This is a genomic window from Streptomyces sp. NPDC050439, assembly GCF_040655335.1.
GTDB lineage: Bacteria > Actinomycetota > Actinomycetes > Streptomycetales > Streptomycetaceae > Streptomyces.
In genome coordinates this window covers 1,118,940-1,144,698 of record NZ_JBFAJT010000002.1, presented here as the reverse complement: position 1 = coordinate 1,144,698, position 25,759 = coordinate 1,118,940, and the positions used below count along the sequence as shown (strand labels likewise).

Annotated in this window: 22 protein-coding genes; 10 read left to right on the top strand and 12 right to left on the bottom strand. The window is 71.8% G+C overall.

Annotated features, from left to right (window positions below; genetic code table 11):
• The first annotated feature begins 80 nt into the window (after nt 1-80).
• The gene (valS, locus tag AB0I66_RS12190; RefSeq protein ID WP_363207663.1) at nt 81-2,654 is read left to right on the top strand and encodes a valine--tRNA ligase; all 2,574 of its coding nucleotides are present in this window, start codon (nt 81-83) and stop codon (nt 2,652-2,654) included.
• 65 nt (nt 2,655-2,719) lie between these two features.
• On the top strand, nt 2,720-3,673 hold the full coding sequence (locus tag AB0I66_RS12185; protein ID WP_363207662.1) for a phospholipid scramblase-related protein: 954 nt from the start codon (nt 2,720-2,722) through the stop codon (nt 3,671-3,673).
• 59 nt (nt 3,674-3,732) lie between these two features.
• Here the strand turns inward: AB0I66_RS12185 and AB0I66_RS12180 are convergent, their stop codons facing one another.
• Nucleotides 3,733-4,659, bottom strand: coding sequence for a DMT family transporter (locus tag AB0I66_RS12180; RefSeq protein WP_363207661.1), 927 nt, complete (start codon nt 4,657-4,659; stop codon nt 3,733-3,735).
• Nucleotides 4,656-5,468 carry a phosphatase PAP2 family protein gene (locus AB0I66_RS12175; RefSeq protein WP_363207660.1) on the bottom strand — a complete coding sequence of 271 codons (813 nt, stop codon included), beginning with the start codon at nt 5,466-5,468 and terminating at the stop codon, nt 4,656-4,658. Before AB0I66_RS12175 ends, AB0I66_RS12180 begins: the two co-directional genes overlap by 4 nt.
• Nucleotides 5,469-5,675: 207 nt before the next feature.
• On the opposite strand from AB0I66_RS12175, the gene AB0I66_RS12170 reads away from it, so the two are divergent.
• The gene (locus AB0I66_RS12170; RefSeq protein ID WP_363207659.1) at nt 5,676-6,311 is read left to right on the top strand and encodes a TetR/AcrR family transcriptional regulator C-terminal ligand-binding domain-containing protein; all 636 of its coding nucleotides are present in this window, start codon (nt 5,676-5,678) and stop codon (nt 6,309-6,311) included.
• A gap of 162 nt (nt 6,312-6,473) precedes the next feature.
• Here AB0I66_RS12170 and AB0I66_RS12165 read toward each other — a convergent pair whose 3' ends face one another.
• Both AB0I66_RS12165 and AB0I66_RS12160 read right to left on the bottom strand, forming a co-directional pair.
• Nucleotides 6,474-7,460: a DUF2510 domain-containing protein gene (locus tag AB0I66_RS12165; protein WP_363207658.1), complete on the bottom strand. Its 987-nt coding sequence runs from the start codon at nt 7,458-7,460 to the stop codon at nt 6,474-6,476.
• Between the two features lie 98 nt (nt 7,461-7,558).
• Nucleotides 7,559-8,728, bottom strand: coding sequence for an anhydro-N-acetylmuramic acid kinase (locus tag AB0I66_RS12160; protein WP_363207657.1), 1,170 nt, complete (start codon nt 8,726-8,728; stop codon nt 7,559-7,561).
• 120 nt (nt 8,729-8,848) lie between these two features.
• Here AB0I66_RS12160 and AB0I66_RS12155 point away from each other — a divergent pair, with 120 nt between their 5' ends.
• Complete coding sequence (locus AB0I66_RS12155; RefSeq protein ID WP_363207656.1) at nt 8,849-9,829, top strand: hypothetical protein; 981 nt, start codon at nt 8,849-8,851, stop codon at nt 9,827-9,829.
• A 29-nt stretch (nt 9,830-9,858) separates the two neighbouring features.
• Here the strand turns inward: AB0I66_RS12155 and AB0I66_RS12150 are convergent, their stop codons facing one another.
• The 3 genes from AB0I66_RS12150 to AB0I66_RS12140 are packed head-to-tail and all read right to left on the bottom strand — an operon-like array spanning nt 9,859 to nt 12,857.
• Nucleotides 9,859-10,596: a VOC family protein gene (locus AB0I66_RS12150; RefSeq protein ID WP_363207655.1), complete on the bottom strand. Its 738-nt coding sequence runs from the start codon at nt 10,594-10,596 to the stop codon at nt 9,859-9,861.
• A 42-nt stretch (nt 10,597-10,638) separates the two neighbouring features.
• A complete protein-coding gene (locus AB0I66_RS12145) occupies nt 10,639-11,643 on the bottom strand; it encodes an acyl-CoA dehydrogenase family protein (RefSeq protein WP_363207654.1) in 1,005 nt (334 codons plus the stop codon).
• Nucleotides 11,643-12,857: an acyl-CoA dehydrogenase family protein gene (locus tag AB0I66_RS12140; protein ID WP_363207890.1), complete on the bottom strand. Its 1,215-nt coding sequence runs from the start codon at nt 12,855-12,857 to the stop codon at nt 11,643-11,645. The genes AB0I66_RS12145 and AB0I66_RS12140 overlap by 1 nt, the downstream gene beginning before the upstream one ends.
• Before the next feature lie 83 nt (nt 12,858-12,940).
• Here AB0I66_RS12140 and AB0I66_RS12135 point away from each other — a divergent pair, with 83 nt between their 5' ends.
• The 4 genes from AB0I66_RS12135 to AB0I66_RS12120 all read left to right on the top strand — a co-directional run bounded on the left by AB0I66_RS12135 (nt 12,941) and on the right by AB0I66_RS12120 (nt 18,364).
• A complete protein-coding gene (locus AB0I66_RS12135) occupies nt 12,941-13,723 on the top strand; it encodes an SDR family oxidoreductase (RefSeq protein WP_363207653.1) in 783 nt (260 codons plus the stop codon).
• Between the two features lie 15 nt (nt 13,724-13,738).
• Nucleotides 13,739-14,371: a TetR/AcrR family transcriptional regulator gene (locus tag AB0I66_RS12130; RefSeq protein ID WP_363207652.1), complete on the top strand. Its 633-nt coding sequence runs from the start codon at nt 13,739-13,741 to the stop codon at nt 14,369-14,371.
• A gap of 57 nt (nt 14,372-14,428) precedes the next feature.
• Nucleotides 14,429-15,586, top strand: a complete 1,158-nt coding sequence (locus AB0I66_RS12125) for an acetyl-CoA C-acetyltransferase (RefSeq protein WP_363207651.1) — start codon at nt 14,429-14,431, stop codon at nt 15,584-15,586.
• 129 nt (nt 15,587-15,715) lie between these two features.
• A complete protein-coding gene (locus AB0I66_RS12120; RefSeq protein WP_363207650.1) occupies nt 15,716-18,364 on the top strand; it encodes an AAA family ATPase in 2,649 nt (882 codons plus the stop codon).
• A gap of 490 nt (nt 18,365-18,854) precedes the next feature.
• On the opposite strand, the gene AB0I66_RS12115 is transcribed toward AB0I66_RS12120, so the two are convergent.
• Genes AB0I66_RS12115 through AB0I66_RS12100 form a run of 4 tightly spaced genes read right to left on the bottom strand, consistent with a single transcriptional unit; the run spans nt 18,855 to nt 22,334 of the window.
• Nucleotides 18,855-19,916 carry a nitronate monooxygenase gene (locus AB0I66_RS12115; protein ID WP_363207649.1) on the bottom strand — a complete coding sequence of 354 codons (1,062 nt, stop codon included), beginning with the start codon at nt 19,914-19,916 and terminating at the stop codon, nt 18,855-18,857.
• Entirely contained in the window at nt 19,913-20,710 is a 798-nt protein-coding gene (locus AB0I66_RS12110) for a CoA-transferase (RefSeq protein WP_363207648.1), read from the bottom strand. The genes AB0I66_RS12115 and AB0I66_RS12110 overlap by 4 nt, the downstream gene beginning before the upstream one ends.
• On the bottom strand, nt 20,707-21,570 hold the full coding sequence (locus AB0I66_RS12105) for a CoA-transferase (RefSeq protein ID WP_363207647.1): 864 nt from the start codon (nt 21,568-21,570) through the stop codon (nt 20,707-20,709). The genes AB0I66_RS12110 and AB0I66_RS12105 overlap by 4 nt, the downstream gene beginning before the upstream one ends.
• Nucleotides 21,567-22,334 (bottom strand): enoyl-CoA hydratase family protein, encoded by a 768-nt coding sequence (locus tag AB0I66_RS12100; protein WP_363207646.1) that lies wholly within the window; start codon nt 22,332-22,334, stop codon nt 21,567-21,569. Before AB0I66_RS12100 ends, AB0I66_RS12105 begins: the two co-directional genes overlap by 4 nt.
• Before the next feature lie 68 nt (nt 22,335-22,402).
• Here AB0I66_RS12100 and AB0I66_RS12095 point away from each other — a divergent pair, with 68 nt between their 5' ends.
• Together AB0I66_RS12095 and AB0I66_RS12090 are read left to right on the top strand one after the other, a co-directional pair.
• Nucleotides 22,403-23,170 (top strand): SDR family oxidoreductase, encoded by a 768-nt coding sequence (locus AB0I66_RS12095; RefSeq protein WP_363207645.1) that lies wholly within the window; start codon nt 22,403-22,405, stop codon nt 23,168-23,170.
• 60 nt (nt 23,171-23,230) lie between these two features.
• Entirely contained in the window at nt 23,231-24,163 is a 933-nt protein-coding gene (locus AB0I66_RS12090; RefSeq protein WP_363207644.1) for an SDR family oxidoreductase, read from the top strand.
• Between the two features lie 12 nt (nt 24,164-24,175).
• On the opposite strand, the gene AB0I66_RS12085 is transcribed toward AB0I66_RS12090, so the two are convergent.
• Entirely contained in the window at nt 24,176-25,678 is a 1,503-nt protein-coding gene (locus AB0I66_RS12085; RefSeq protein WP_363207643.1) for a SulP family inorganic anion transporter, read from the bottom strand.
• Nucleotides 25,679-25,759 lie beyond the last annotated feature (81 nt).

Sequence of the window (25,759 nt, the reverse complement as noted above, 5' to 3'; positions counted from 1 at the left end):
CAGGAGCGCAGGCACCTGGGGCCGCCGTGCCGCGAAAACAAGAGGCCCGCGCATCCCGCCCGCGCTTAGCATGCGGAGGCATGACCTTCCCCCATCGCACCAGCGCGGACGGCGCCCCCGGCACACCCTCTCTCGACGGGCTCGAGGAGAAATGGTCGAGGCGATGGGACGAGTCGGGCGTATACGCCTTTGACCGCACCAGGACGCGGGAGGAGGTCTTCTCCGTCGACACCCCGCCCCCCACGGTCAGCGGATCCCTGCACGTCGGACACGTCTTCTCGTACACGCACACCGACACCGTCGCCCGCTATCAGCGCATGCGCGGCAAGGAAGTCTTCTACCCGATGGGCTGGGACGACAACGGCCTGCCGACCGAACGCCGCGTCCAGATCCACTTCGGCGTCCGGTGCGATCCCTCACTGCCCTACGATCCTTCGTTCCGGCCGCCGGAGACACCGGCGAAGAACCAACTTCCCATCTCGCGGCGCAACTTCATCGAGTTGTGCGAGCGCCTCACCATCGAGGACGAGAAAGCCTTCGAGGAGCTGTGGCGGCTGCTCGGCCTGTCCGTCGACTGGTCGCGCACGTACCGCACGATCGGCACCGAGGCGCGTGCCACCGCGCAGCTCGCGTTCCTCAACAACCTGGCGCGCGGCGAGGCGTACATCGCCGAGGCGCCCACCCTGTGGGACATCACCTACCGCACGGCTGTCGCGCAGGCCGAACTGGAGGACAGGGAGCGGCCCGGTGCCTACCACCGGATCACCTTCCACGGCCCCGACGACCGGCCGGTCGTCATCGACACCACCCGTCCCGAACTCCTCCCGGCCTGCGTCGCGCTCGTCGTCCACCCCGACGACGAGCGCCACGAGGACCTGATCGGCACCACCGTCCGCACCCCGCTCTTCGGCGTCGAGGTGCCCGTCGTCGCCCACCGCGCCGCGGTCCCGGACAAGGGCACGGGCATCGCGATGATCTGCACCTTTGGCGACACGGCTGACGTCACCTGGTGGCGTGAACTGCGGCTCGTCACACGGCCGGTGATCGGCTGGGACGGCCGCTTCCTCGCGCAGCCGCCGAGCGGGATCGAGTCGGCGGACGCCGTCGCCGCGTACGCGAAGCTGGCGGGCGCCACCGCGCACACCGCACGCGAGCGGATCGTGGAGCTGCTGCGGGCGAGCGGCGAACTGGAGGGTGAACCACGGCCCGTCACCCACGCCGTGAAGTTCTACGAGAAGGGCGACCGGCCCCTGGAGATCGTCACCACCCGGCAGTGGTACCTGCGCAACGGCGGCCGCGACGAAGTCCTGCGGGGCGAACTCATGGCGCGCGGCGGCGAGTTGACCTGGCATCCGCCGCACATGCGGGTGCGGTACGAGAACTGGGTCGGTGGCCTGAACGGCGACTGGCTGGTCAGTCGGCAGCGCTTCTTCGGCGTCCCGATCCCCGTCTGGTACCCCCTGGACGGCAACGCCGAGCCCGACCACGCCCACCCCATCGTCCCGGACGTCTCCGCCCTGCCCGTCGATCCGAGCGCGGAGGCGCCGCCCGGGTACGAGGACGCGCAACGGGGCGAGCCGCACGGCTTCACCGGCGACCCGGACGTCATGGACACCTGGGCCACCTCCTCGCTCACCCCGCAGATCGCCGGCGGCTGGCGCTCGGACCCGGACCTGTTCGCGCGCGTCTTCCCGATGGACGTCCGGCCGCAGGCCCACGAGATCATCCGTACCTGGCTGTTCTCGACGGTGGTGCGTGCGCACGCCGAGCAAGGAGAGCTGCCGTGGCGGCATGCCGCGATCTCCGGCTGGATCCTCGACCCCCACCGCAAGAAGATGTCGAAGACGAAGTCGAACGCGGTCACGCCCGGGGACCTGCTCGTGCGGCACGGTTCGGACGCGGTCCGTTACTGGGCGGCGAGCGGGCGGCCCGGCACGGACACGGCGTTCGACGTCGGCCAGATGAAGGTCGGCCGCCGCCTTGCGACCAAGCTCCTGAACGTCGGCAAGTTCGTGCTGAGCCTCGGCGAGGCGGCCGGAGGGGCGGAGCCGGCTCCGGTCACCGAACCGCTCGACCGGGCGGTGCTCGCCGACCTCGCCGCCACCGTGGAGGAGGCGACCGCGGCCTTCGACGACTTCGACTACGCGCGGGCGCTGGAGCGTACGGAACGATTCTTCTGGCGCTTCTGCGACGACTACGTGGAGCTGGTGAAGGCGCGGGCGTACGGCGACCAGGGCGAGGACGCGGGGACGCAGTCGGCGCGCGCGACGCTGCGGACCGTTCTCGACGCGCTGGTCCGCCTGTTCGCGCCGGTTCTGCCCTTCGTCACGGAGGAGGTGTGGTCCTGGTACGCCCAGGGCTCCGTCCACCGCGCCGCGTGGCCCACTCCCGAGGCCCCGGAAGGAGCGGACGCCTCGGTCCTGGCGACGGCCTCGGAGGTCATCGCGGCGATCCGCAGGGCGAAGTCGGAGGCCCGGCTCTCCATGCGGGCCGAGGTCGCGGAAGTGGTGGTCTTCGGGCCGCGCGCGAGCCTGCACCGCTTCGACCTCGCACAGGCGGACGTGCGGGTCGCGGGACGGGTCGGGGCCGTGGAGATGCGCGAGGGGGAGAAGCAGCTGAGGGTCGAGGTGCGCGTCGGGAATCAACCCCGGTGAGTCAGGTGTCACAGGGGGCGCGAGGGGCTGGCGAAGCGCCCCCGTTCGCGGGGTAGTGTGCCCGGGTGACGACGCAATCGAACACTCCTGCAGGTTGGTATCCGGACCCCCAGGGCGCGCCCCAGCTGCTGCGTTGGTGGGACGGTTCCCAGTGGACCCAGCACACCAACCCGGGCCAGCAGGCCGGTGGTCAGCAGGCGCAGGCCCAGCAGGCCCAGCCTCAGCAGGTCCCGCAGCAGGCCCACGTGGCTCAGCAGCAGGCAGCCCAGCAGCCGGCGCAGGCCGCGTACGGCCAGCAGGCGGTCCAGCAGCAGGCCCACTACAGCCACCCCCAGCAGGGGGCCCCGCAGGCCGACCCGGCCAAGGTGCAGCGGCAGGTCCAGCAGCAGGCGGGCGTCACCCCCACGTCGCAGGGCGGCGGCTCGCTCTTCACCGAGCCGGTCCTGGTCGTGAACCAGAAGGCCAAGCTCATCGAGCTGACGAACGAGTACAGCGTGATGGACCAGGCGGGCAACACGCTCGGCTCGGTCGTGCAGGTCGGTCAGAGCACGCTGAAGAAGGTCGCGCGCTTCGTCTCCAGCGTCGACCAGTTCATGACGCACAAGCTCGAGATCCGTGACGCGTACGGGCAGCCGGTGCTCAACCTGACCCGCCCCCGCAAGTTCATGAAGTCGCGGGTCATCGTCGAGCGCCCCGACGGCCAGCCGATCGGTGAGATCGTCCAGCAGAACATGATCGGGAAGATCAACTTCGCGATCATGGTGAACGGTCAGCAGGCCGGCGCGATCAAGGCCGAGAACTGGCGCGCCTGGAACTTCTCGATCGTCGACCACGCGGACAACGAGGTCGCCCGGATCACGAAGACCTGGGAAGGCCTCGCCAAGACGATGTTCACGACCGCGGACAACTACGTCCTGCAGATCCACTACCAGCTGCCCGAACCGCTCCTGAGCCTCGTCGTGGCGACGGCGCTGACGGTGGACACGGCCCTGAAGCAGGACTCGCGCGGCTTCGGGTGAGGTTGTTCCTCACGGAAACGGTGCTGGGGCGCGTCCTGGATCCAGGACGCGCCCCAGCCTCAGTGGCGTGACAGGTGCAGCGCGGCGGGTTCGGTCTGTCCGGGGATGGACGGCAGGAAGTCCTGTGGGGACAACTCCGAAGGTGCCTCCGAGGACGCCTCGTCCCGTGGTGAGCGGGTCAGGACCAGCACTCCGTACGCCGCGATCGCCGCGCCCCCGGCCGCCAGGAACAGCCCGGCCACGCCTCCCTGCAGCCGCTCGCCGAGCAGGGTGAGGCCGATGGCGGCGGCGGCCACCGGGTTGGCCAGGGTGACGACGGCCAGTGGTGCGCCGAGGCCCCCGCGATACGCGGTCTGGGACAGCAGGAGACCGCCCGCGGCGAACGCGGCGACGAGCAGCGCCACGACGATCACCTGCGGGGCGAGCAGCGGACCCGAGCGGTCCGTCGCGGCGACCGTCACGGTCTGGGTGAGCGCGGACGCGACACCCGAGGCGAACCCGGAAGCGGTCGCGTGACGCAGCCCCGGCCGCGTGCCGGGACGGGAGAGCACGCCGATCACGGCCATCGTGACGCCCGCGACGGCCAGCGCCTCCGTCAGGGTCAGCGTGTCGTCGGGCGCGGGCCCGGAAGCGGTGAGGAGCAGCGCGCCGAGGCCGATGAGCGTGAGCCCGGTGCCACGCCACTCCGGCGGGGTGACGCGCCGCCCGGCCAGGCGGGCGCCCAGCGGCACGGCGGCGACCAAGGTGAGCGCGCCGAGCGGCTGCACCAGGGTGAGCGGACCGTACTTCAGGGCCGCCACGTGAAGCAGCGCCGCGGACGCGTTGAGCCCGACCGACGACCACCAGGGACCGCTGCCGAGCAGCCGCAGGAAGCCGTTGCCGGAGTCCGTGACGCGGGTGGCGAGGCGTTCCTGGGCCACGGCGGCACAGGCGTACGCGGCGGCCGAGACGAGCGAGAGCGCTACGGCGAGGAGGGTGGCGTTCATCGGCGGACCCCGGGAGCGGCCAGCTCACGCGTCGGCGCGTACTGCCGCACGACACGCGAGCGCGCGGGATCCGGCAGCTTGATCACGGCGAGCGCGATGCCGAGCAGCGCGGTCACCGCAAGGGCGTCGAGCCAGTAGTGGTTGGCGGTCCCGACGACCACGAGCAGGGTGATCAGCGGGTGCAGCAGCCACAGCCAGCGCCACCGCGAGGAGGTCGCGACGATCAGTCCGACGGCGAGCATGAGCGCCCACCCGAAGTGCAGGGAGGGCATCGCGGCGAACTGGTTCGCCATCGAGTCGGTCTGCGGGGTGGCGCCGTACACGTTGGGCCCGTACACCTGCCCGGTGTCCACGAGCCCGGTGGCCGCCAGCATCCGCGGCGGCGCCAGCGGGAAGGTCAGGTGCAGCACGAGGGCAGCCGCGGTCAGTGCGGCGAGCACCCGGCGGCTCCACACGTAGTGCCGGGGCCTGCGCAGGTAGAGCCAGACCAGGAAGAGCGCGGTGGCCGGGAAGTGCACGGTCGCGTAGTAGGTGTTCGCGATGTGCACCAGGGTGTCGCTGCCGAGCAGCGCGTGCTGCACGGCGCCCTCGCCCGGCAGACGCAGGGTGCGTTCGGCGTTCCACACGTGGTGGGCGTTGCGGAAGGCCTCACCGGTGTGACCGTTGGCCAGCTGCCTGCCGAACTTGTAGACGAGGAAGAGTCCTACGACGAGGAGGAGCTCGCGGACGAGGGGCGGTCGGGCAGATGTGTCCGGCTCCCGGACGGCTATGTCCGGTTTCCCTTCGGCAGGCTCGGTTCGGGATTCCATCCCCCGGCCCCTTTACGTGACGACTGGGTGGTGCGGGTAGTGAGTGGTCAGGCGCCTCGCGGAGTCGTTGCGGACCTTGCAGTCGTGGAGCGCCACACTCATCGATACGCCAGTGTACCGATACGTAAGTGTACCGATACGCGGCCGTACCGGTACACTGGCGTATCGATAGGGTCGGTCGAAGCCGCCGCACCGAGGAGAAGAGTCATGACGTCGCCGGACCGGGCAGCAGAAGCAGGCACGACGGACCCCGCGGGCTCTTCGCGCCGCTCCAAGATCACGCCCGAGCGTGAGCAGGAGTTCTACGAGGCCGTCCTCGACCAGCTCCGCGAGTGCGGGTACGACGCCGTGACCATGGAGGGCGTGGCCGCGACCACCCGGTGCAGCAAGTCCACGCTCTACCGCCAGTGGAAGACGAAGCCCCAGTTCGTGGCCGCCGCGCTGCGCGCCAACCGCTGCGTGCGGTTCGCGGGCATCGACACCGGCACGCTCGCCGGTGACCTGCGCGAGGCGGCGCGGGCCGCGGGGGAGTGGTCGACGCGGGACAGCATGCTGGTCCAGGCGCTGAGCCACGCGGTGCTCCAGGACGAGGATCTGCGCAGCGCGCTGCGCGAAGCGCTGGTCGAGCCGGAGACGAAGGCGCTGGACGAGGTGATCGCGCGCGGGGTGGCCCGGGGTGAGATCGCCGCGGACCATCCGGCCACCAGATTCATCACGGCTCAGCTCATGGGCGTGGTCCGGGCCCGGCCCGTCCTGGAGGGCAAGCAAGCGGACGAGGAGTACCTGTCCGACTTCGTGGAGGCGTGCGTGCTGCCCGCTCTGGGGCTGACCGGAGCCACCTGATCGTGGACCGGGGCCCCGTGGATGACGGGCCCCGATCTGCCTGGCGCGCCGCACCGTGGGGACGGGGGTGGCGTGGCCGCTCTTGGCCGGGCGGGCGGAATCCTCGTGGTTCCGCCCGCCCGGCTCTGACGTTCCCGGGGCCCGTCGGACTTCCTGGGCCGGTCAGACTTCCTGGCCGTCGCCGCCCCCGCCGCCCGGCGCGGCCTTGATCCCCTTGGTGATCTCGTCCATCACGGACAGCTTCGGGGACTTGTCGTTCACGTCGATGCCGAAGCGGACGATGACGATCTTCGACTTCAGGGTGGGAGAGGGGAAGGCCAGCGACTGGACGTACCCGTCGTCGCTCTTCTCGGTGACGGCCTTCCAGCGCACGAGGTAGCCCTTCTGACCGGCCACGGTGACCGCCTTGGACTCCAGCTCCTTGTGCGAGGTGATCTTGCCGTAGGTCTTGCCGCCGTACGACTCCTTGGCGTTGACGGAGATGTCGGCCTTGGCGGCCGCCTCCGCCGTCTTGGCGTCGATCTTGAACCTTTCGGCGGGCCCCGAGTAAGCGCCGCCACGGGTGCAGGTCTTGTCGGTGTCCCGAGGGCAGGGATAGGGCCCGGTCGTCACCGAGGCACCGCCGCCGGCGGACTGCCCGGTCCAGTCGTCGGGCACGGGAAGACTGATGCCGCTGAAGATGTCGGTGGCGTACCCCTCTTCGCTGGGCGGCGCGCCGGACGGTCCGCCCGGCGGCTCCGACGACTCCGGAGCCTTCGGCTCCTGGGGCGCGCCGGGCTTCGACGGCGCGGAGGAGGGCGTCTTGGCGGCGCTGTCGCTGTCCCCGTTGTCGTCGTCGGCGGTCAGGAAGTACACGCCACCGCCGATGCCCGCGAGGACGGCCACGGCCACGCCTATGGCTATGCCTGTGCGCAGGCCGCGGCGGGGGGCGGGCTGTCCCGGATAGGCGGGGTAGTTGGGGTATGCGGTCGGGGCGCCGGGCGGATAGGCCGGAGGGGACGCGGGCGGCGCGCCACCAAATCCGGCGGCGGCTCCCACCGCACGCACCTGGTCGGTCCATGTGTTCCCGTCCCACCAGCGTTCGGTACGGGGGCCGTCAGTCGTCTGGCCGGGGTCGGGGTACCAGCCGGGAGGGGTTACCTGGGTCATGGGCGTCAGGGTATGAGCATTCGGTGAAAGTGGGATGAGAGGGGGCCTCTACGGAGGCCACCGACCGGCCGCCGTACTCCTCGCGGAGAGCGGTGAGTTCACCGCCCCCGCCCGTCCACCACCAACCGCACCGGACCGCCGCCCTCAGGAGCGGGCACCCGCACACCGGCCCGGCCCGGCGTGATCGACCCCAGCACGCTCGCGTGCCGCGCACCCGTGCTCTCCGGCACCGTCCCCGGCAGCCCGTGCGCCGTCAGGAAGCCGAGGACCGCGAAGGCGTACGCCTCCTTCGCCGCGGACGGCAGACCGAGCTCGTCGGACGTGCGCACCGGGATCTTGCCCCCCAACTCGGCCCGCAGGAACGCCATCAGCGTCGGGTTGCGGGTGCCGCCGCCGGAGGCGATGACCTCGGAGGCGTCCACCGACCTGACGGCGTCGGCGACCGTGCGGGCGGTCAGGAGGGTGAGCGTGGCGATGACGTCCTGCGGGGCGAGCGCCTCGTGCCCGGCGAGCGCCGCCCGCAGATAGGGCAGGTGGAAGAGCTCCTTGCCGGTGGTCTTGGGGGCGGGGCGCGCGTAGTACGGCTCGCGGAGCAGGACCGCGAGCAGCCCCTCGTCGACGGTGCCGCGCGCGGCCATCTCGCCGTCCATGTCGTACGTGAGCCGCTCCCGGGTCAGCTCGCGCACGGCGGCGTCGACGAGCGCGTTCGCGGGGCCCGTGTCGAAGGCGGTGCCGTCCGCGGCGGTGATGTTGGCGATGCCGCCGAGGTTCAGGGCGGCGGGGGCGCCGGGCCTGCCGCGCAGCCACATCCGGTCGACGATGCTGACCAGCGGGGCACCCTGGCCGCCCGCGGCGATGTCGCGGGGGCGGAAGTCGGCGACCACCGGGAGACCCGTCGCCTCGGCGATCCAGGCGGGCTGTCCGATCTGCAGCGTGCCGTGCACCTGGCCGCCCGCCACCCAGTGATAGACCGTCTGGCCGTGCGACGCGATCAACTCGGCGCGCCCGTCGCACAGTTCACGGTCCGCCTCGGCCGCCGCGGTGGCGAAGGCCTGACCGATGCGGGTGTCGAGGCGGCACACGTCCGCCAACGTGGTGGCGGCGGGCGGCAGCGCGGCGGCGAGCGACGTCCGCAGCTCCTCGTCGTACCCGCGGGTGATCAGACCCAGCGGGGAGAGCAGCAGGCGGTCGCCGTCGATCGTCAGGTCGGCCGCCGCCGCGTCGATGGCGTCGTACGAAGTCCCCGACATGAGCCCGATTACGCGCACGTGCTGCCCCTTTCACCGTCCTCACCAGTGCGTTTTGATCATTGCAGCGAAGAAGGGGCGAGCGCACTCGCACGTACGATCCAGTTCAGGCCATCGACGCAGAGGGGGGGCGACTTGTCCATGTCCACCACGGGATCGCCCGGTCCGCGCCAGGGGGTGCGCCGCACGAACCTCACCCGAACCGACGGCACGTGGAACGGCCTGCTCCTGGAAGTGCGCGAGCGGCCCCGGCCCGGTCTGTGCCCTTGGACCGCCGGGAACCGTCTGCTCCTGACGCAAGGGGAGAGCGCGGATCCGCTGCTGCTGGCCGTGGTGGACCCGCACCGCGACGGCGTCGACTTCTACCGCACCGGTCGCCACCACCCCCTGGTCCCACCCCTGCGCGCACACATGGCCCGCGCCTTCGAGGGCTCCCCGGAGCGCTGGGCCCACCAGTTCGCGGCCTTGCTCGCGACGTCACCCGACAGCCCCCTGCACGACGGGCGCTGGGTGCTGTCACCGGACCCGCTGCTGCGCCTGCGCCCGAACCACCCGCAGGGCGAGTCACCCGGGGAGTACTGGCGCTCGCTCCTCATCGAAGGTGATCCCGACGGGTACATCGAGTGGTTCGTCCACAACGGCTCGTGGGAGATCCTTCCGCTGCGGGCGATGCCCGACGCCGACGACCCGAGGGTCAAGGCGTACCGCAAGCAGGCGCGGGACGGCATCCTGCCGCCCGTCCTGCTCTGGTGGGTGAGCGGCCTCGACAGCCACCTCATTCTGGACGGGCACGCCCGACTGGCGGCGGCGATCGCCGAATCCGTGGAACCGACGCTTCTGGAACTGCAACGGACCGTCCCTCAGGACGAGGTGGACTCCGGCACGGAGCGTGCCGTGGCGACGTACGAGACGGAGCTGGAGCGGTTCACCGCGCTGCGCGCAGCGCAGGGCCCAAGCGTCCCCGACGGCGCCGAGTTCGCGGGGCCCGCCCTGGTCCGCCGCCTCGACGAACTGCGTACGGCCCACCGCCCCACGTGGGCCTGGCCGCTCCCGGGCGGTGTGCGGGAGTGGCGCAGGATCGCCCGGGAGCATGTGGGCGAGGGGAGCTGGGAGTACGGGTGACAGGGGGTTGGGGCGCGCGGGGCTTCGCTTCAGCGCAGGGAGAGGACGCAGAAGTCGTTGCCTTCCGGGTCGGCGAGGCACGTCCACGGCGCGTCGCCCTGGCCGACGTCGGTGTCGGTGGCGCCCAGGGCCCGCAGTCGTGCCACCTCCGCCGCCTTGTCGTCACCCTTGTACGGCGCCACGTCGAGGTGGGCGCGGCTCGCCACGGCCTTCTCGCCGGACGTGCGGATGAACTCCAGATACGGGCCGACTCCCTTGGACGAACGCATCCGGGCAAGATCGTCGCCCACCTCGTGCAGGGTCCAGTCCATCGCCTCGTCCCAGAAGCGGGCCATGGCCCGCGGGTCGGCACAGTCGACCACGATCGCGGCGACCGGCCCGGTGTCCCGGTAGAGCTCCCGAGGCTCAAGCACACAGAACACGTTGCCCTCCGGGTCGGCCATGACCGTCCACGGGACGTCGCCCTGGCCCACGTCGGCGTGCTTCGCACCGAGATCCTTCAGGCGCGCGACCAGTTCCGCCTTGTGGGCCTCGGAGGTGGTGGCGAGGTCCATGTGCACGCGGTACTTCACCGTCTCGGGGTCCGGGACGACGACGACATCCACGCAGATGGCGGCGGGGTCCGGCCAGGCGACGCCCTCGGGTTCGACGTTCGTGACGCCGGGGCCCTCGCTGGAGATGCCCCAGCCGAGCGCCTTCGCCCAGAACCGTCCCAGCGCCCATTCGTCCCGGGCCTTGTAATTCACGTTCACGAGTCGCAGCGGCATGTTTTCGATCATAGGTACAGGTGGGCGACGCGTGGCCAGAACTCACTCCCCGGGCCGGCCGGCCCCTCGGACCCCGGACATCACCAGCCGCCGGCACTCGCCGGGGCTGCCCCACGCGCCGCGCAGCGCCCGCGCCTTCGTCAGCCACAGCGACAGGTCGTACTCCGCGGTGTAGCCGATGGCGCCGTGGAGTTGGAGTGCCGCCCGCGCGGCGCCGTACGCGGCTTCGCTCGCCGCCACCTTGGCCGCGGCCATGTCCGCCGTCCGCAGGGTCAACGCCGCCCCGAACACGAGAGGTCGGGCGAACTCAAGGCTCATCAGGACGTCCGCCAGGCGGTGCTTGACCGCCTGGAAGCCGCCGATCGGCGTGCCGAACTGGGTGCGCTGCTTGACGTAGGCCACCGTCCTGTCGAGCAGCGCGAGTCCGACACCCAGGGCCTGCGCCGCCGTCGCGAGCGAGGCCCAGTCGGCCGCGTACCGGGAAGCCTCCGTCACCGACGGGCCCGAGGCGAGCAGTTCGCCGGGCCGGAGCCGGGCGAGGCGTCGCGCAGGGTCCAGCGACCGCTCCACGCGCGCGTGCCCGGAGGCCAGGCGCAACTCGCCGTCCCCGGAAGCCAGCCGCAGCGTCGCCGAGTCCGCGTCCAGTGCGAACGGCCCCCCTTCGGGGAGCGCGAGCGTCGTGATGGCCTCCCCGGAGGCCACGGACGCGAGGAGCCGCTTGGCGGGGGCCGCGTCGCCCAGTCCGGCGAGGCGGGTGAGCAGCGCGCCCGCCGCCACCGTCTCGACCACCGGTCCCGGCACCGCATGCCGCCCCAACTCGATGAAGGAGACGGCCATTTCCACCGGGAGTGGCCCTACGCCTTCGTACTCCTCGGGGACGGGCAGGGCGAACACGCCCGCGTCCGCGAGGCGGCTCCACACGGCATGCCCCGGCGCGTGGTCCCCGGCGGCCCATGCCCGCGCGGCCCCCGGGGTGTCCGCCGCGGTCAGCATCGCGTCGAGAGTGCGGGCGAACTCGCGCTGCTCGTCGTCGAGGAGGAACCTCATCAGCGGCGTCCCTTCGGCAGTCCGAGCAGCCGCTCGGCGATGATGTCGCGCTGGATCTCGTTGGTGCCCGCGTAGATCGGCCCGGCGAGCGAGAAGACATACCCCTCGGCCCATTCGCCTCCGTCCGCCAACTCGCCCTCGGGGCCCAGGAGATCGAGTGCGGTCTCATGCAGCGCGATGTCGTACTCGGACCAGAAGACCTTGTTCAGGCTCGACTCCGCGCCGATCGTCTCGCCCGCGGCGAAACGCGACGCGTTGGCCCAGGTGAACAGCTGGTAGGCGCGAGCCCCGATCACGGCGTCGGCGACCCGGTCGCGCAGTGCGGTGTCCGCGGGGTCGCCGTGCGTGCGCCACTGCCCCACCAGGCGGTCCGCCGCGGCGACGAAGCGGCCGGGGGAGCGCAGGGTCAGGCCGCGTTCGTTGCCCGTCGTCGACATGGCGATCCGCCAGCCCTGGCCCGGCTCGCCGATCACGTCCTCGTCCGGCACGAAGACGTCGTCGAGGAAGAGCTCGGCGAACGCGGGCTTGCCGTCGAGGCGTCCGATGGGGCGGACGGTGACGCCGTCCGCGTCGAGCGGGAACATCAGGTAGGTCAGGCCGCGGTGCGGCTTGGCGGAGCCTTCCGCGGAGCCTTCCGCGGAGCCTTCCGCGGAGCCTTCCGCGGAGCCTTCCGCGGAGGCGACTGCGGGGCCGCTGCGGAACAGGCCGAAGGCGCGGTCGGCGAACGCGGCCCGCGACGACCAGGTCTTCTGCCCGCTGATCAGCCAACCCCCGTCCGTGCGGCGGGCGGTGGAGCGCAGCGACGCCAGGTCCGAGCCCGATTCCGGCTCGGACCAGGCCTGAGCCCAGATCACCTCGCCGCTCGCCATCGGGGGCAGCACCCGGGCGCGCTGCTCCTCGGTGCCGAAGTCGAAGAGGGTCGGCGCGAGGAGGTTGATGCCGTTCTGCGAGACCCGGCCGGGGGCGCCCGCGGCGAAGTACTCCTCCTCGAACACCAGCCACTTGACGATGTCGACGCCCTGCCCGCCGTACTCCTCGGGCCAGGAGACCACCGACCAGCGATCGGCCGCGAGCTCGCCCTCCCAGGCGCGGTGGGCGGCGAAACCCTCGCGGGTCTCCAGCGACGGCAGCGGCTCGGCCGGCACGTGCGCGGCGAGCCAGTCACGTGCCCGCTGCCTGAACTCCATTTCCCCGGCGGCGAAATCGAGGTCCATCATTGGCCACCTACCTTCCCTAACAAGTGTTTGGTAGATTACCCTGGGATCGAGCCAGTCGTCGAGAGCTGAGGGGGCCGAGCGTGGACGCACCCGCGTATGTGCCGGGGCACGGTCTGCTCGCGGGCCGCACCGCCGTCATCACCGCCGCGGCCGGAGCGGGCATCGGCGGCGCCACCGCCCGCCGCTTCCTGGAGGAGGGTGCGCGCGTCGTCATGGGCGACGCGCACCCGCGCCGCACGAAGGAGTCGGTGGAGGCGCTGGCCGAGGAGTTCGGCGTGGGACGGGTCGAGGGGACACCCTGCGACGTCACGGACGAAGCCCAGGTGCAGGGGTTGTACGACCTGGCCGAGCAGTGCCACGGCGGTCTGGACATCGTCGTGAACAACGCGGGACTCGGCGGCACGGCCGAGCTCACCGAGATGACCGACGAGCAGTGGGACAGAGTCATCGACGTCACGCTGAACGGCACGTTCCGCTCCACCAGGGCCGCCCTGCGCCGCATGCGTGCCGCCGACCGCGGCGGCGTGATCGTGAACAACGCCTCGGTGCTCGGCTGGCGCGCCCAGGCCGGCCAGGCGCACTACGCCGCGGCGAAGGCGGGCGTCATGGCCCTCACCCGCTGCGCCGCCGTCGAGGCCGCGCCGCACGGCATACGGATCAACGCGGTCTCGCCCAGCCTCGCCATGCACCCGCACCTGGCGAAGGTCACCTCGCCGGAGCTGCTCGAAGAGCTGACCGCGCGCGAGGCGTTCGGGCGCCATGCCGAGCCGTGGGAGATAGCCAACGTCATCGTCTTCCTGGCCAGTGAGTACTCCTCGTACATGACAGGAGAGACGGTCTCGGTCAGCAACCAGCACGCCTAGGCGGAGAATGACCGTGTGTCGAAACAGAAGCAGAACAGCACCACGAAGAAGAAGGCCCCCGTGAGCTCGCCCGAGCGCCGCGGTGAACTCCTCGCCATCGCGGCCGACGTATTCGCCGAGCAGGGGTACAACGCGACCACGGTCCGCAAGATCGCGGACTCAGCCGGCATGCTCGCCGGCAGCCTCTACTACCACTTCGACTCCAAGGAGTCGATGCTGGAGGAGATCCTCTCCACCTTCCTCACCGAGCTGTGGGACGGGTACGACACCGTGCTCCAGTCACGGCTCGGCCCCCGCGAGACCCTGGAAGCGCTCGTCACCGAGTCCTTCCGGGAGATCGACCGGCACCGCTCGGCCGTCGCGATCTACCAGAAGGAGGCCAGGCACCTGGTCGCGCAGGCACGCTTCCAGTACCTGACCGACTCCCAGCAGCGCTTCGAGAAGACATGGCTGACGACGCTGGAGCGCGGCGTCGCGGAGGGTGTCTTCCGCGACGACCTGGACATCCGGCTCGCCTACCGCTTCGTGCGCGACACCGTCTGGGTCGCCGCGTCCTGGTACCGCCCCGGCGGCGGCCACAGCCCCGAGGAGATCGCCCGCCAGTACCTCTCGATGGTCCTGGACGGCATCGCCGTACGCACCACGTAGAGCGCGCGTCGTCACCCGGCGACCGCACCGACCGAGGAGCACGAGGAGTACGCAGTCATGGCCGAGGCCTACATCGTCGAAGCGGTCCGTACCCCCGTCGGCAGGCGCAAGGGCGGCCTCTCGGCCGTCCACCCCGCCGACCTGGGCGCCCATGTCCTGAAGGCACTCGTCGAGCGCACCGGTGTCGACCCCGCAGCCGTCGAGGACGTCGTCTTCGGCTGCCTGGACACGGTCGGCCCGCAGGCCGGGGACATCGCCCGCACCTCCTGGCTCGCGGCGGGGCTGCCCGAAGAGGTGCCCGGCGTGACGATCGACCGGCAGTGCGGGTCCTCGCAGCAGGCCGTGCACTTCGCGGCGCAAGGCGTCCTGTCCGGCACGCAGGACCTCGTCGTCGCGGGCGGCACGCAGAACATGTCGATGATCCCCATCGCCTTCGCCTCCCGGCAGGCCGCCGAACCGCTCGGCCTCACCGAAGGTCCGTACGCGGGCAGCGAGGGCTGGCGCGCCCGCTACGGGGACCGGCCCGTCAACCAGTTCCACGGCGCCCAGCTGATCGCCGAGAAGTGGGGCATCACCCGCCGCGACATGGAGGAGTTCGCCCTCCGCTCGCACCGGCGCGCCGTCCGCGCGATCGACGAGGGCCGCTTCGACCGCGAACTCACCGCCTATGGGGACGTGACCATCGACGAAGGCCCGCGCCGCGACACGACACTGGAGAAGATGGCGGGCCTCAAGCCCGTCCTGGACGACGGCACCATCACCGCCGCCTGCTCCTCACAGGTGTCGGACGGCGCCGCCGCCATGCTCGTCGCCAGTGAAAGGGCCGTACGGGAACACGGGTTGACGCCCCGCGCCCGCGTCCACCACCTCTCCGTGCGCGGCGAGGACCCGATCCGGATGCTGTCCGCGCCGATCCCCGCCACCGCGTACGCCCTCAAGAAGACCGGCATGAGCATCGGCGACATCGACCTCGTCGAGATCAACGAAGCCTTCGCGCCGGTCGTCCTCGCCTGGCTGAAGGAGACCGGCGCAGACCCGGAGAAGGTCAATGTCAACGGAGGTGCGATAGCCCTCGGCCACCCCCTCGGCGCGACGGGCGTCAAACTGATGACGACGCTCTTGCACGAACTGGAGCGCACCGGCGGCCGGTTCGGGCTGCAGACCATGTGCGAGGGCGGCGGCCAGGCGAACGTGACCATCATCGAGTGCCTCTGACGGCGTCCAGCTTCGGGCTCGACCTTCACCCCTTGCGGGAGTTGCTGCCCGGACCCCCCACCGTGAGGCCTTCTACCCGGCTAGTCTCGATGTCTGTACGTCGATTGAGCGACCTCGGGAGGTAGCGCGATGACGCAGGGACGGCCCGGAGGCGCCGCCTGGGCCCCGCTGTGGGAGCGCGACGCGGAACTCGCCGCTGCCACGAGGGCCGTGGAAGAGCTGTGCTCCGACGCGACGACGGCGGGCGGGCTGCTCGTCTTCCAGGGCGAGGCGGGCATCGGCAAGACGGCGCTGCTCGCCGAGGTGCGCCGTATCGCGGAGGGGCGGGCCGTGGTGTGGTCCGCGCGGGGCGGCGAGACCGTCACCTCCGTCCCCTTCAACGTCGTACGCCAGTTGCTGCAGCCGGCTCTCGTCGGTCTCTCCCCGGACTTGGCACGGGAGTATCTCGGCGACTGGTACGAGATCGCGGGCCCCGCACTGGGCATAGCCGAGCCGACCGGCGTCCAGGCCGACCCGCAAGGCGTGTGCGACGGCCTGGTCGAGGCGGTCGCGCGCCTCTCGGGACTGCACTGGCCGCTGGTCCTGCTCATCGACGACGCGCACTGGGCCGACCAGGAGACCCTGCATTGGCTGGCCGCGTTCGCCCAGCGCCTCGGCGAACTGCCCGTCCTCGTGGTGGTCGCCCACCGGCCCGACGACGCCACCGGCGACAGCGCGCGCCACCTCGCCGCGGTCGGCGCGGCGGCCCGCCCGCTGCCCCCGCTGCGCGCGCTCACCCCGGACGCGGCGGCCGGCCTCACCCGCGCCACCCTCGGTGAGCACGCGGACGCCCCGTTCTGCCGCGAGGTCTGGGCCGTCACGGGCGGCAATCCGTACGAATCCGTGGAGCTCCTCGCCAAGGTGCAGGACAGCGAACTGGAGCCGGTGGAGGGCTCCGCCGCCGAACTGCGCGCCCTGAACCGCTCGGCGCGCGGCCGTGGGCTCGTCGCCCGTCTCGAAGGACTCGGCACGGACGTCACGCGGTTCGCGTGGGCCGCCGCGATCCTGGGCACCGCCATCCCGCTGGATCTCGCCGCCTCGCTCGCCGGGATGACCCGCGAGACGGCCGAGCGGTGCGCGGAGCGGCTGCGCACCGCGCGCATCCTGCTCGGCGCCGACGAGGGCCTGGAATTCGTCCATCCGCTGATCGCGAGCACCGTCTACCGCTCGATCCCGGCCGCCACCCGCACCGCGTTCCACGGCCAGGCCGCCTGGGCCGTCACACTGTCGGGCCGCGGCGCCGCCGCCGCGTCCCGGCACCTCCTCGAGGTGCATCCGGACGACGATCCCGAGCTGGTCAAGCAGTTGCGTGAAGCGGCGGCCGAGCACTTGGCGGTCGGCGCGCCGGACGCCGCCCGCCGCTGCCTCGAACGGGCTCTGCGGGAACCTCCGCTGCCCGAGACCCACGCGCGCGTGCTCTATGAACTGGGCTGCGCCACCCTCCTCACCTCGCCCGCCAAGACCATCGGTCACCTGCGCGAGGCCCTGCACACCCCGGGGCTCGACCGGAAGCTGCGGGTGGACGCGGTCTGCCGCCTCTCCCAAGCCCTCGTGCACAACGATCAGTTGGAGGAGGCCCTGCGCGTCGTGGACGCCGAGGCCGAGCGTCTCGACCCCGGACCCGACCGGATGCGTCTGGAGGGGGTCCACTACATGTGGGAGGGCATCCACGCGCGAGAGGACGACGCCACGGGCCGATCGCGCCGTCTCGCCGCGCTCGCCCGGCCGCTGCCGGGGCGCGACAACTCCGAGCGCGCCCTGCTGATCCTGCGCGCCTTCGACGCGATGACCCGCGGGGAGAACGCGGAGGAGGTCGTCGAGCTGTGCGACCGTGCCCTCGTCAACGGCCGCCTCGCGCCCGGGCTCGGCTGGACGGACACGGAGTGGGGCTTCGAGCTCCTGACGATGCTGGGCGGCGCCTACATCTTCACCGACCGCCTCGACCGCGCCGAGAGCGTCTTCGCCGAGGGGGTCCGTTCCTATGAGGCCGCGGGCTGGAGCGGCGGTCATCTGGCGGTCGCCAAGGCCTGGTTGGGCCTGGTGTACCGCAGGCGCGGGCGTCTCGCCGAGGCGGAGGCGTCGCTGCGGGAGAGCCTTCGGCTCACGGACCGGGTCGGCAGCGGGCTGCCGATGCACTGGGACGCCGCGTGCAAGCTCATCGACGTGCTGCTCTCGCGCGGCAAGATCGACGAGGCCCGTGAGGCCGCCGATCGCTACGGCATCGCGCCGCCCTACCCCTCCACGATCTTCCTGCCGGACATCCACTACGTGCGCGGCCGGCTGCTGATCGCTTCCGGGCAGCGGCCGGAGGGTGTCAACGAACTGGAAGTGGCGGCGAAGACGGCGAACGAACGCGGCTGCTACAACACCGTCGTCAACCCCTGGGCGTACGAACTGGCCCGGGCCGTCGCCGTCGAGGACCCGCGGCGGGCGGCCGACCTGGTGGCCGAAGCCCGGGTGCAGGCGGAGCACTTCGGGACGGAGACGGCGATCGGTGAGGCGCTGCGGTGTGCGGCGTCCCTGGAGAGCGGCCAGCGGGCGGTCGAACTGCACGCCCGAGCCGTCGCCTGCCTGGAGGCATCCCCGTGCGCCTACGAACACGCGGTCGCCCGCGTCGAGTACGGCATCGCGGCAGGCTCAGCAAACGAACTGGCCCGCGGCCTGGCCCTGGCCGAATCATGCGGAGCCTCCGGCTTGGTGGCCCGAGCCCGTGCTTCGCTGGAGGTGGCGAGGGTCTGAGAGGGGGTGCCCGGGGGCCGGTTCCGGGACAACCACTCCCGCTGATCCAGTGCCCGAGGGTTCCCGGGCACGGGGCGGATGCGGCCTCCCGAGCCGCTCCGGTGCGACGGGCAGTGTCAGCGTCTCGGCGAGCAGCCGCTGTCTGTGAGCCCGCCGGGTCTCAGGAGTTGGGCGCGGGGGGCGGCCCTACGCGGCGCCTTGGTGTAGCGGGGTAGCCCCTTCGCTCTCTGGGGCAGCCGCCGTCCGTCAGCCCGCCCAGACCCAAGGCCTGGGCGTAGATTCGGCCTTCGGTACGCGCTCCGTATACCGCCTGGCACCCATGCCTCGGTGAGCAAGCCGCGTCTTACAGCCCGCCCCAGGGCCCCAGGGCTCGGGAGTCGGCCCGGCCTTCTCGCTACTCCGCCCCGAGACTCAGGCGCTGGCCGCGGCGGAGGAATCGGGCACAGCCCGCCGCAGGCCGCTGCCGACCAGCCCCCCCCCAGGCCGGCGCTCAGCTCAGTCGCGTCACCACCGCCGCCGCCTCCCTCATCACCTCCGTGATCAGTTCCTCACATGACGGGAGGTCTTCGATTACGCCCGCTACCTGGCCGGAGGCCATGATTCCGGTCTCCGGGGAGCCGTCCACCATCGCTGACTTCAGCATCATCGGCGTGTTCGCGGCGAGCAGGGTCTGGCTCCAGGTCAGTTGCTTGCCGTGGCGCATCGTGAGGCCGTCGCGGACCATCTCCCGCCAACCCATGCCGGACACCCTCCGGAACGCTGCCGCGTGCCGCACGGCCCGGGCGAGGGAGGACGCCCGGCCCGACTTCTCCAGGGCCGCGACGAAGTCCGTCCGCAGCATGCGGTGGGGGAGGCCGTCCACGCGCGTGGTCACCGTGACGTCCTTGACCGACGCGGCCAGATAGCGGGCCTTGACCGCGTCCGGCACCGTCGAGTCCGACGTCAGCAGGAAGCGCGTGCCCATCGCGATGCCCGCCGCGCCGTAGGCGAGCGCGGCGACGAGTCCCCGGCCGTCGAAGAAGCCGCCCGCCGCGATCACCGGTATGTCCACCGCGTCCACGACCTGCGGCAACAGCACGGTCGTGGCGACCTCACCCGTGTGCCCGCCGCCCTCACCGCCCTGCACGATCACCGCGTCCGCGCCCCACGCCGCGACCTTCTCGGCATGCCGTCGCGCGCCGATGGACGGGATGACGACCACCCCGGCGTCCTTCAGCTCCGTGATCAGCTCCTTCGAGGGGGCGAGCGCGAAGGACGCGACCCGCACCCCCTCGTCGACGATGATCCGCACCCGCTCCGGCGCATCGCCCGCGTCGGCGCGGAGATTCACCCCGAAGGGCTGGTCCGTACGGGACTTGACCTCGCGGACGGCGGATCGCAACTGCTCGACCGTCATCGTCGCGGAGGCCAGGATGCCGAGGGCGCCCGCGTCAGCCGTCGCGGAGACCAGGCGCGGGCCCGCCACCCACCCCATGCCGGTCTGCACGATCGGATGCCGGACGCCGACCAGCTTGGTCAGCGCCGTCTCCATGCCCGGCGGGCGCGGCGTCACGAGCGGACCTCGCGCTCACGCAGACCGCGCGGGTCCACCACCTCCCGGATCAGCCGGAGCTCCTGCGCGGTGGGCTCGCGGGTGGCGGGGACCTCGTCCGCCGTCGCCAGTGCGAAGCCGGTCGATTCCCGCACCTGCTCCACCGTCACGCCCGGATGCAGGGACACCAGCCGCATCGCGTGGTCCGCCGCCCCGAAGTCGAAGACACCGAGATCCGACACCACCCGGCGCAGGTCGTGGAAGCGGGTCGCGGACGGCCCGGCTGCCGCCGCGCTGTCGTATCCCACACCGCTGATCATGTCGACCTTCTCGACGAAGACGCGCGTCGAGTGGCGTGGGATCCAGTAACTCACCGGATTGTTGAGGGTGTTGACCGGCGCACCGCGCACGCCGAGCAGCTGGCGCCTGGGCCGTTCCCAGTCGCCGATGCAGGAGATGTTCTGGTTTCCGAAGCGGTCGATCTGGCTCGCGCCCATCATCACGTGACGCCGGCCGCCCATGACCATCGTCAGATGCTTCCTGTACGGCAGCCAGCCCTCCGTCACCGCCGACGGCGCCCCCACGGCGGGCACATCCCCGATCAGCAGCGCCTCCCCGTCCGTGAGCAGCAGGTCCGGCGAGAACGTCAGCTTGGCCAGCCGGGCCGCGATCGAGGGGATCGTCCCCATCGGCGACGCGAGGATCTCGCCGGCGTCCCGCCAGGCCTCGGCGCAGGCGATCACGCAGTACTCGGCGCGGGTGACGGCGGTCGCCCCAGCCGCACCGGCCGTGGCCGTCGGGTCGGTCCGCGTCATCGCTGCTCCTTGTGCCACGTCTGGACGGCCGTCTGATAGTCCTGCTCAGTGCCCGCGAGGAAGCGGTCCTCGAATTCCTTCCAGGCGTCCGGGTCGCCCGCGGCCGTGGCGTACGCCTTCTGGAATGGCTCGTCACGGCCGTAGTCCGGCACGCACGACGTGAAGTGCGCGCCCTTGGGCGTCTCGGTCACGCCCGTCACCGCGTGCCGCGAGACCAGCATCGTCTGCGGCGCCGACTGCCCTGCGAGCTCGCTCGACTCGACGATCCGCTCGCACGACACGTACGCCGTGTCGGCCGCCTCGCAGAACAAGTCGTCGAAGTACGGGTCGGGGCCCAAGTACTGGGCGTTGCCCAGGCGGTCCGCGCGGTTCAGGTGCACCAGGGCCGCGTCCATCCGCAGGGCGGGCACGGCGACCAGCTCCTCCCGGTCCTCGTACGGCGAAGTCACCGTACGCAGATGGGGGTTGACCCGCAGGACGTCCGAGCCGAGGCCCGCGCGGATCGGCAGGAACGGCAGCCGCTGGACGCCCGCGGTCAGGCCCTGCATGAACATCGCCTCGTCCAGCTCGACCAGTTCGAAGGCGCCACGCTCGCGTGCCGCACGGAAATGCGGCTCCAGGGGAATCGAGTCGAGGGTCGTGAACGCCGTGACCAGCTTGCAGATCTTCCCCGCCGCGGCCAGCAGACCGATGTCCGGGCCGCCGTACGAGACGACCGTGAGGTCCGTGATCCCGGACCGGAGCAGGGCCCGCACCAGGGCCATGGGTTTGCGGCGTGACCCCCAGCCGCCGATGCCGAGCGTCATGCCGCTGCGCAGCCGTCCCACGATCGCGTCGGGTGTCATGGTCTTGTCCGTCATGCCCTGCCCTCCTCCTTCTCTCCGGGCCCCGTCCCGAAGTCCTCGCGGATGCGGTCGGCGAGGCCGCTCAGGTTCGCCTCGAAGGTGAAGCCCTGCTCGAAGCGGTAGCTCCGGTGTACGTCCACGGGGTCGATGCCGTTGATCGCGGCCTTCGCGAACCGCAGCAGCGTCCCGTCCTTCCGCGCGATCTCGCGCGCCAACTCCAGTGCCGCTTCCCGTACTTCCTCGCGTGGGACGACCCGCCACACCGAGCCGTGCGCGTGCAGCTCCGCCGCCGTGGCCGTGCGCGAGGTGTAGTACAGAGCCCGCATCAGGTGCTGCGGCACCAGGCGGGCGAGATGCGTGGCCGCGCCGAGCGCACCCCGGTCGAGCTCGGGCAGGCCGAACGTGGCGTCCTCGCCCGCCACGATCGCGTCCGCGTTGCCCACCAGGCCGATGCCGCCGCCCAGACAGAAGCCGTGCACCGCCGCCACGACCGGCACCTCGCACTCGTACACCGCCGAGAACGCCTCGTAGCACCCTCGGTTGGCGCCTATCAGGGCGCTGTGGCCGCTGTCGCGCTGCATCTCCTTGATGTCCACGCCCGCGTTGAAACCGCGGCCCTCTGCGGCGAGGACGACGCAGCGTGTCCCGGAGTCGTGGCCCGCCGCGCGCACCGCGGCCGCCAGGTCGAACCACCCCTGCACGGGCAGGGCGTTGACGGGCGGGAAGTCGACGGTGACGACAACCACGCCCTTGTCCGGGGTGGAGGTGGAGACAGACATCAGAGGATCCGCTACCTTTCAACCAGGCACCTTCAACCAAACATTTGTTAGTTAGGAAGGTAGCAGCGATGACTGACACCCGACAGGTGGTCGTCGTCACCGGCGGCACCCGAGGCGTCGGCGCCGGTATCGCCCGCAGCTTCCTCGCCGCCGGCGCGCAGGTCGTCGTCTGTGCCCGCAGGCCGCCGGACCGGCCGGTCGAGGTGGCGGGAGCAGCGGCCGAGTTCCGGCCGCTCGACCTGCGCGACGCGGCGGCGGCACAGACGTTCTTCGCTGGTGTGGCCGCCGATCACGGCCGGTTGGACGCCCTGGTGAACAACGCGGGCGGCACGCCGTTCGGGTTCCTCGCCGAAGCGGCCCCGGCCCGCCAGGCGAAGATCGTCGAACTCAATCTGCTGGCCCCGCTGTACGCGTCCTTGGCGGCGTACGAGGTGATGCGGGGTCAGGAGGACGGCGGGGGCAGCATCACCATGATCGGCAGCGTCAGCGGGTCTCGGCCCTCTCCCGGCTCCGGTGCGTATGGGGCGGCCAAGGCGGGCCTGGAGAACCTCGCGCGCACGATGGCCGTGGAGTGGGCCCCGAAGGTGCGGGTCAACACCGTCGTGCTCGGCCTGGCCCGCACCGAGAGCGCCCATCTGCACTACGGGGACGAGGCCGGAGTCGCGGCGGTCGCCCGCACCGTCCCGCTCGGCCGCCTCGCCGATCCGTCGGACGTCGGGGACGCGTGCGTGTTCCTCGCCTCCGACGGCGCCCGCTACATCAGCGGCGCCGCGCTGCACCTGCACGGGGGCGGTGAACGCCCCGCGTTCCTGGACGCGGCGTCCGTCAACCACTGAACGTGGCCGAGCAGTTCCGACCGAACGTATCCGAGCAGTTCCGTATGACGAGGAGTTCGCATGACGTCAGCCGACAAGCCGGCCACGGGAATCTGCGCGGGCCGTGTCGTGATCGTCACGGGTGCGGGCCGTGGCCTCGGCCGTGCGCACGCGCGCGCGTTCGCCGCGGAAGGCGCCAGGGTCGTGGTGAACGACCTGGGGGTGGGAGCAGATGGCTCCGGGGCGTCCGGCGGGCCCGCGCATGAGGTCGTCGAGGAGATCCGCGCGGCGGGGGGCGAGGCCGTCGCGCACGGCGGTGACATCGCCACGTCCGAGGGCGCCGCGTCCCTGGTGCGGACCGCGCTCGACACGTACGGAAGCCTCGACACCCTCGTCAACAACGCCGGGTTCCTACGGGACCGGATGCTGGTCAACCTTGAGGAGGATGAGTGGGACGCGGTGATGCGTGTCCATCTGAAGGGTCATTTCCTGCCTACGAAGCACGCGGCGGCGTACTGGCGCGGGGAGGCGAAGGCAGGGCGGGCGCGGCACGCGTGCGTGATCAACACCAGCTCAGGGGCGGGACTGCTGGGGAGCGTCGGGCAAGGGAACTACAGCGCGGCCAAGGCCGGAATCCTCGGGCTCACCCTGGTCGCCTCCGCGGAATTCGCCTCCTACGGAGTGCGGGTCAACGCCATCGCACCCGCCGCGCGCACGCGCATGACGGAGAGCACCTTCGCGGAGACCATGGCCGCACCCGAAGGCGGCGGCTTCGACGCGATGGCCCCGGAGAACGTGTCACCCCTCGTGGTGTGGCTCGGCTCCGAGTCGTCCGCGGGGGTCACGGGCCGCGTCTTCGAGGCGGAAGCGGGCCGCATCACCGTCATGGAGGGCTGGCACCCGGGTCCGACGGCCGACAAGGGGGCACGCTGGACCCCGACGGAGGCAGGCGACACGACCCGCAAGCTGCTCGCGGGCGCGGAGACGCCTCAACCGGTGTACGGGGCGCGGTAGGAGCGGCGGTTCTCAGGCCCCCGACCCCACCCGTACCGCCTCCGTGCCTTCCCTGCTGTGGTGCTGTGCCCAGTTTTCCAGTGAGGTGTGGCAGGCGTGGTCCAGGTGGCGTAGTCCTGTGAGGTCGAGTTCGACCGGGCGGGTCGGGGGGAGGGACTCCAGGGCGTCGAGGAGCTTGGGCAGGCGCAGGAACGTGGCGTTGCCCGACAGGTGGACGTGGATCGGGCCCACGCCCTTGTCCACGACCTCCACGTGCACGTGTGACGTCTCCCAGGCGGACTTGACCACGGCGAGCACGAGACCGATGAGGACCCCCTCGAACATGCTCACCGAGACGATCGCCGTGGCCGTCACGACCAGGACCACCGCCTCACCGCGGTGCTCGCGCCACAGGTGTGCCAACTGCCGCACCGGGATCAGCTTGCAGCCCGCATGCACGAGGACGCCCGCCAGCGCCGCGACCGGGATGAGGCCGAGGGCAGCGGGCAGCAGCGCCGCGAAGAGGAGCAGCCAGACGCCGTGCAGCACGCGGGACGCCTTCGTCCGCGCGCCCGCCCGCACGTTGGCGGAGCTGCGGACGATGACGGCGGTCATCGGCAGCGCGCCGAGCAGCCCGCTCACGGTGTTGCCTGCGCCCTGCGCCATCAGCTCCTTGTCGTACGAGGTGCGCGGGCCGTCGTGCATGCGGTCCACGGCAGCCGCGCTGAACAGGCTCTCCGCCGACGCGATCAGGGCGAACGCCAGGACGGTGCCGACGGCAGCGACACTCATCAGCTCCCCGAAGGCCGCGGCGTCCGGCATCCGTACCGCCTCGACGAGCCCCCGTACCTCGACCGTGGCCACCGGCAGGGAGCACAGGAGCGAGGCTGCCGTGGCGAGCGCCACTGCGGCCAGCGGGGCGGGGACCACGCGGACCTTCGGGGGAAGCCGGTGCCAGCACACGAGGACGACGATGGTGCCCACACCGAGCGCGAGGGCGGCGAGAGCGCGCTCCGAGCCGATCGCCCCGGTGAGCATGCCCGGCAGCCCGGCGATCTTGCCGAGGCCGCTCGCGGGCGCCTCGCTGTCCGTCATGGCGTACAACTGCCCGGCGATCAGGATGAGTCCGATCCCGGCGAGCATGCCCTCGACGACGGCCACGGAGATGGCGCGGAAGAAGCGGCCGAGACGCAGGAAGCCCATGGCCAGTTGGAGGAGCCCGGCGGCGAGCACAAGGGCGCCGAGCGCGGCGACACCGTACTGCTGCACGGCTTCGTACACGAGCACGGTGAGTCCCGCGGCGGGACCGCTGACCTGGAGGCTGCTGCCGGGCAGCAGGCCGGTGACGAGACCTCCGACGATGCCGGTGATCAGGCCGAGTTCGGCGGGCACCCCGGAGGCGAGGGCCACGCCCGTGCACAGCGGCAGGGCGACGAGGAAGACGACCACGGAGGCCGCGAAGTCGTGTCGTACGCCGTCGGGTGCCGTGAACACCGAGCGGGCGCGGTCGAGCAGGGAGGCAGGGGAAGGCTGCATGTCGGTTGACTCCTGAGCGCCGTGGGGGCGCATCGGTGCGACGTGGACCGGTTCGGGTCCGGCCGGCGGCGCGTCAGGCGG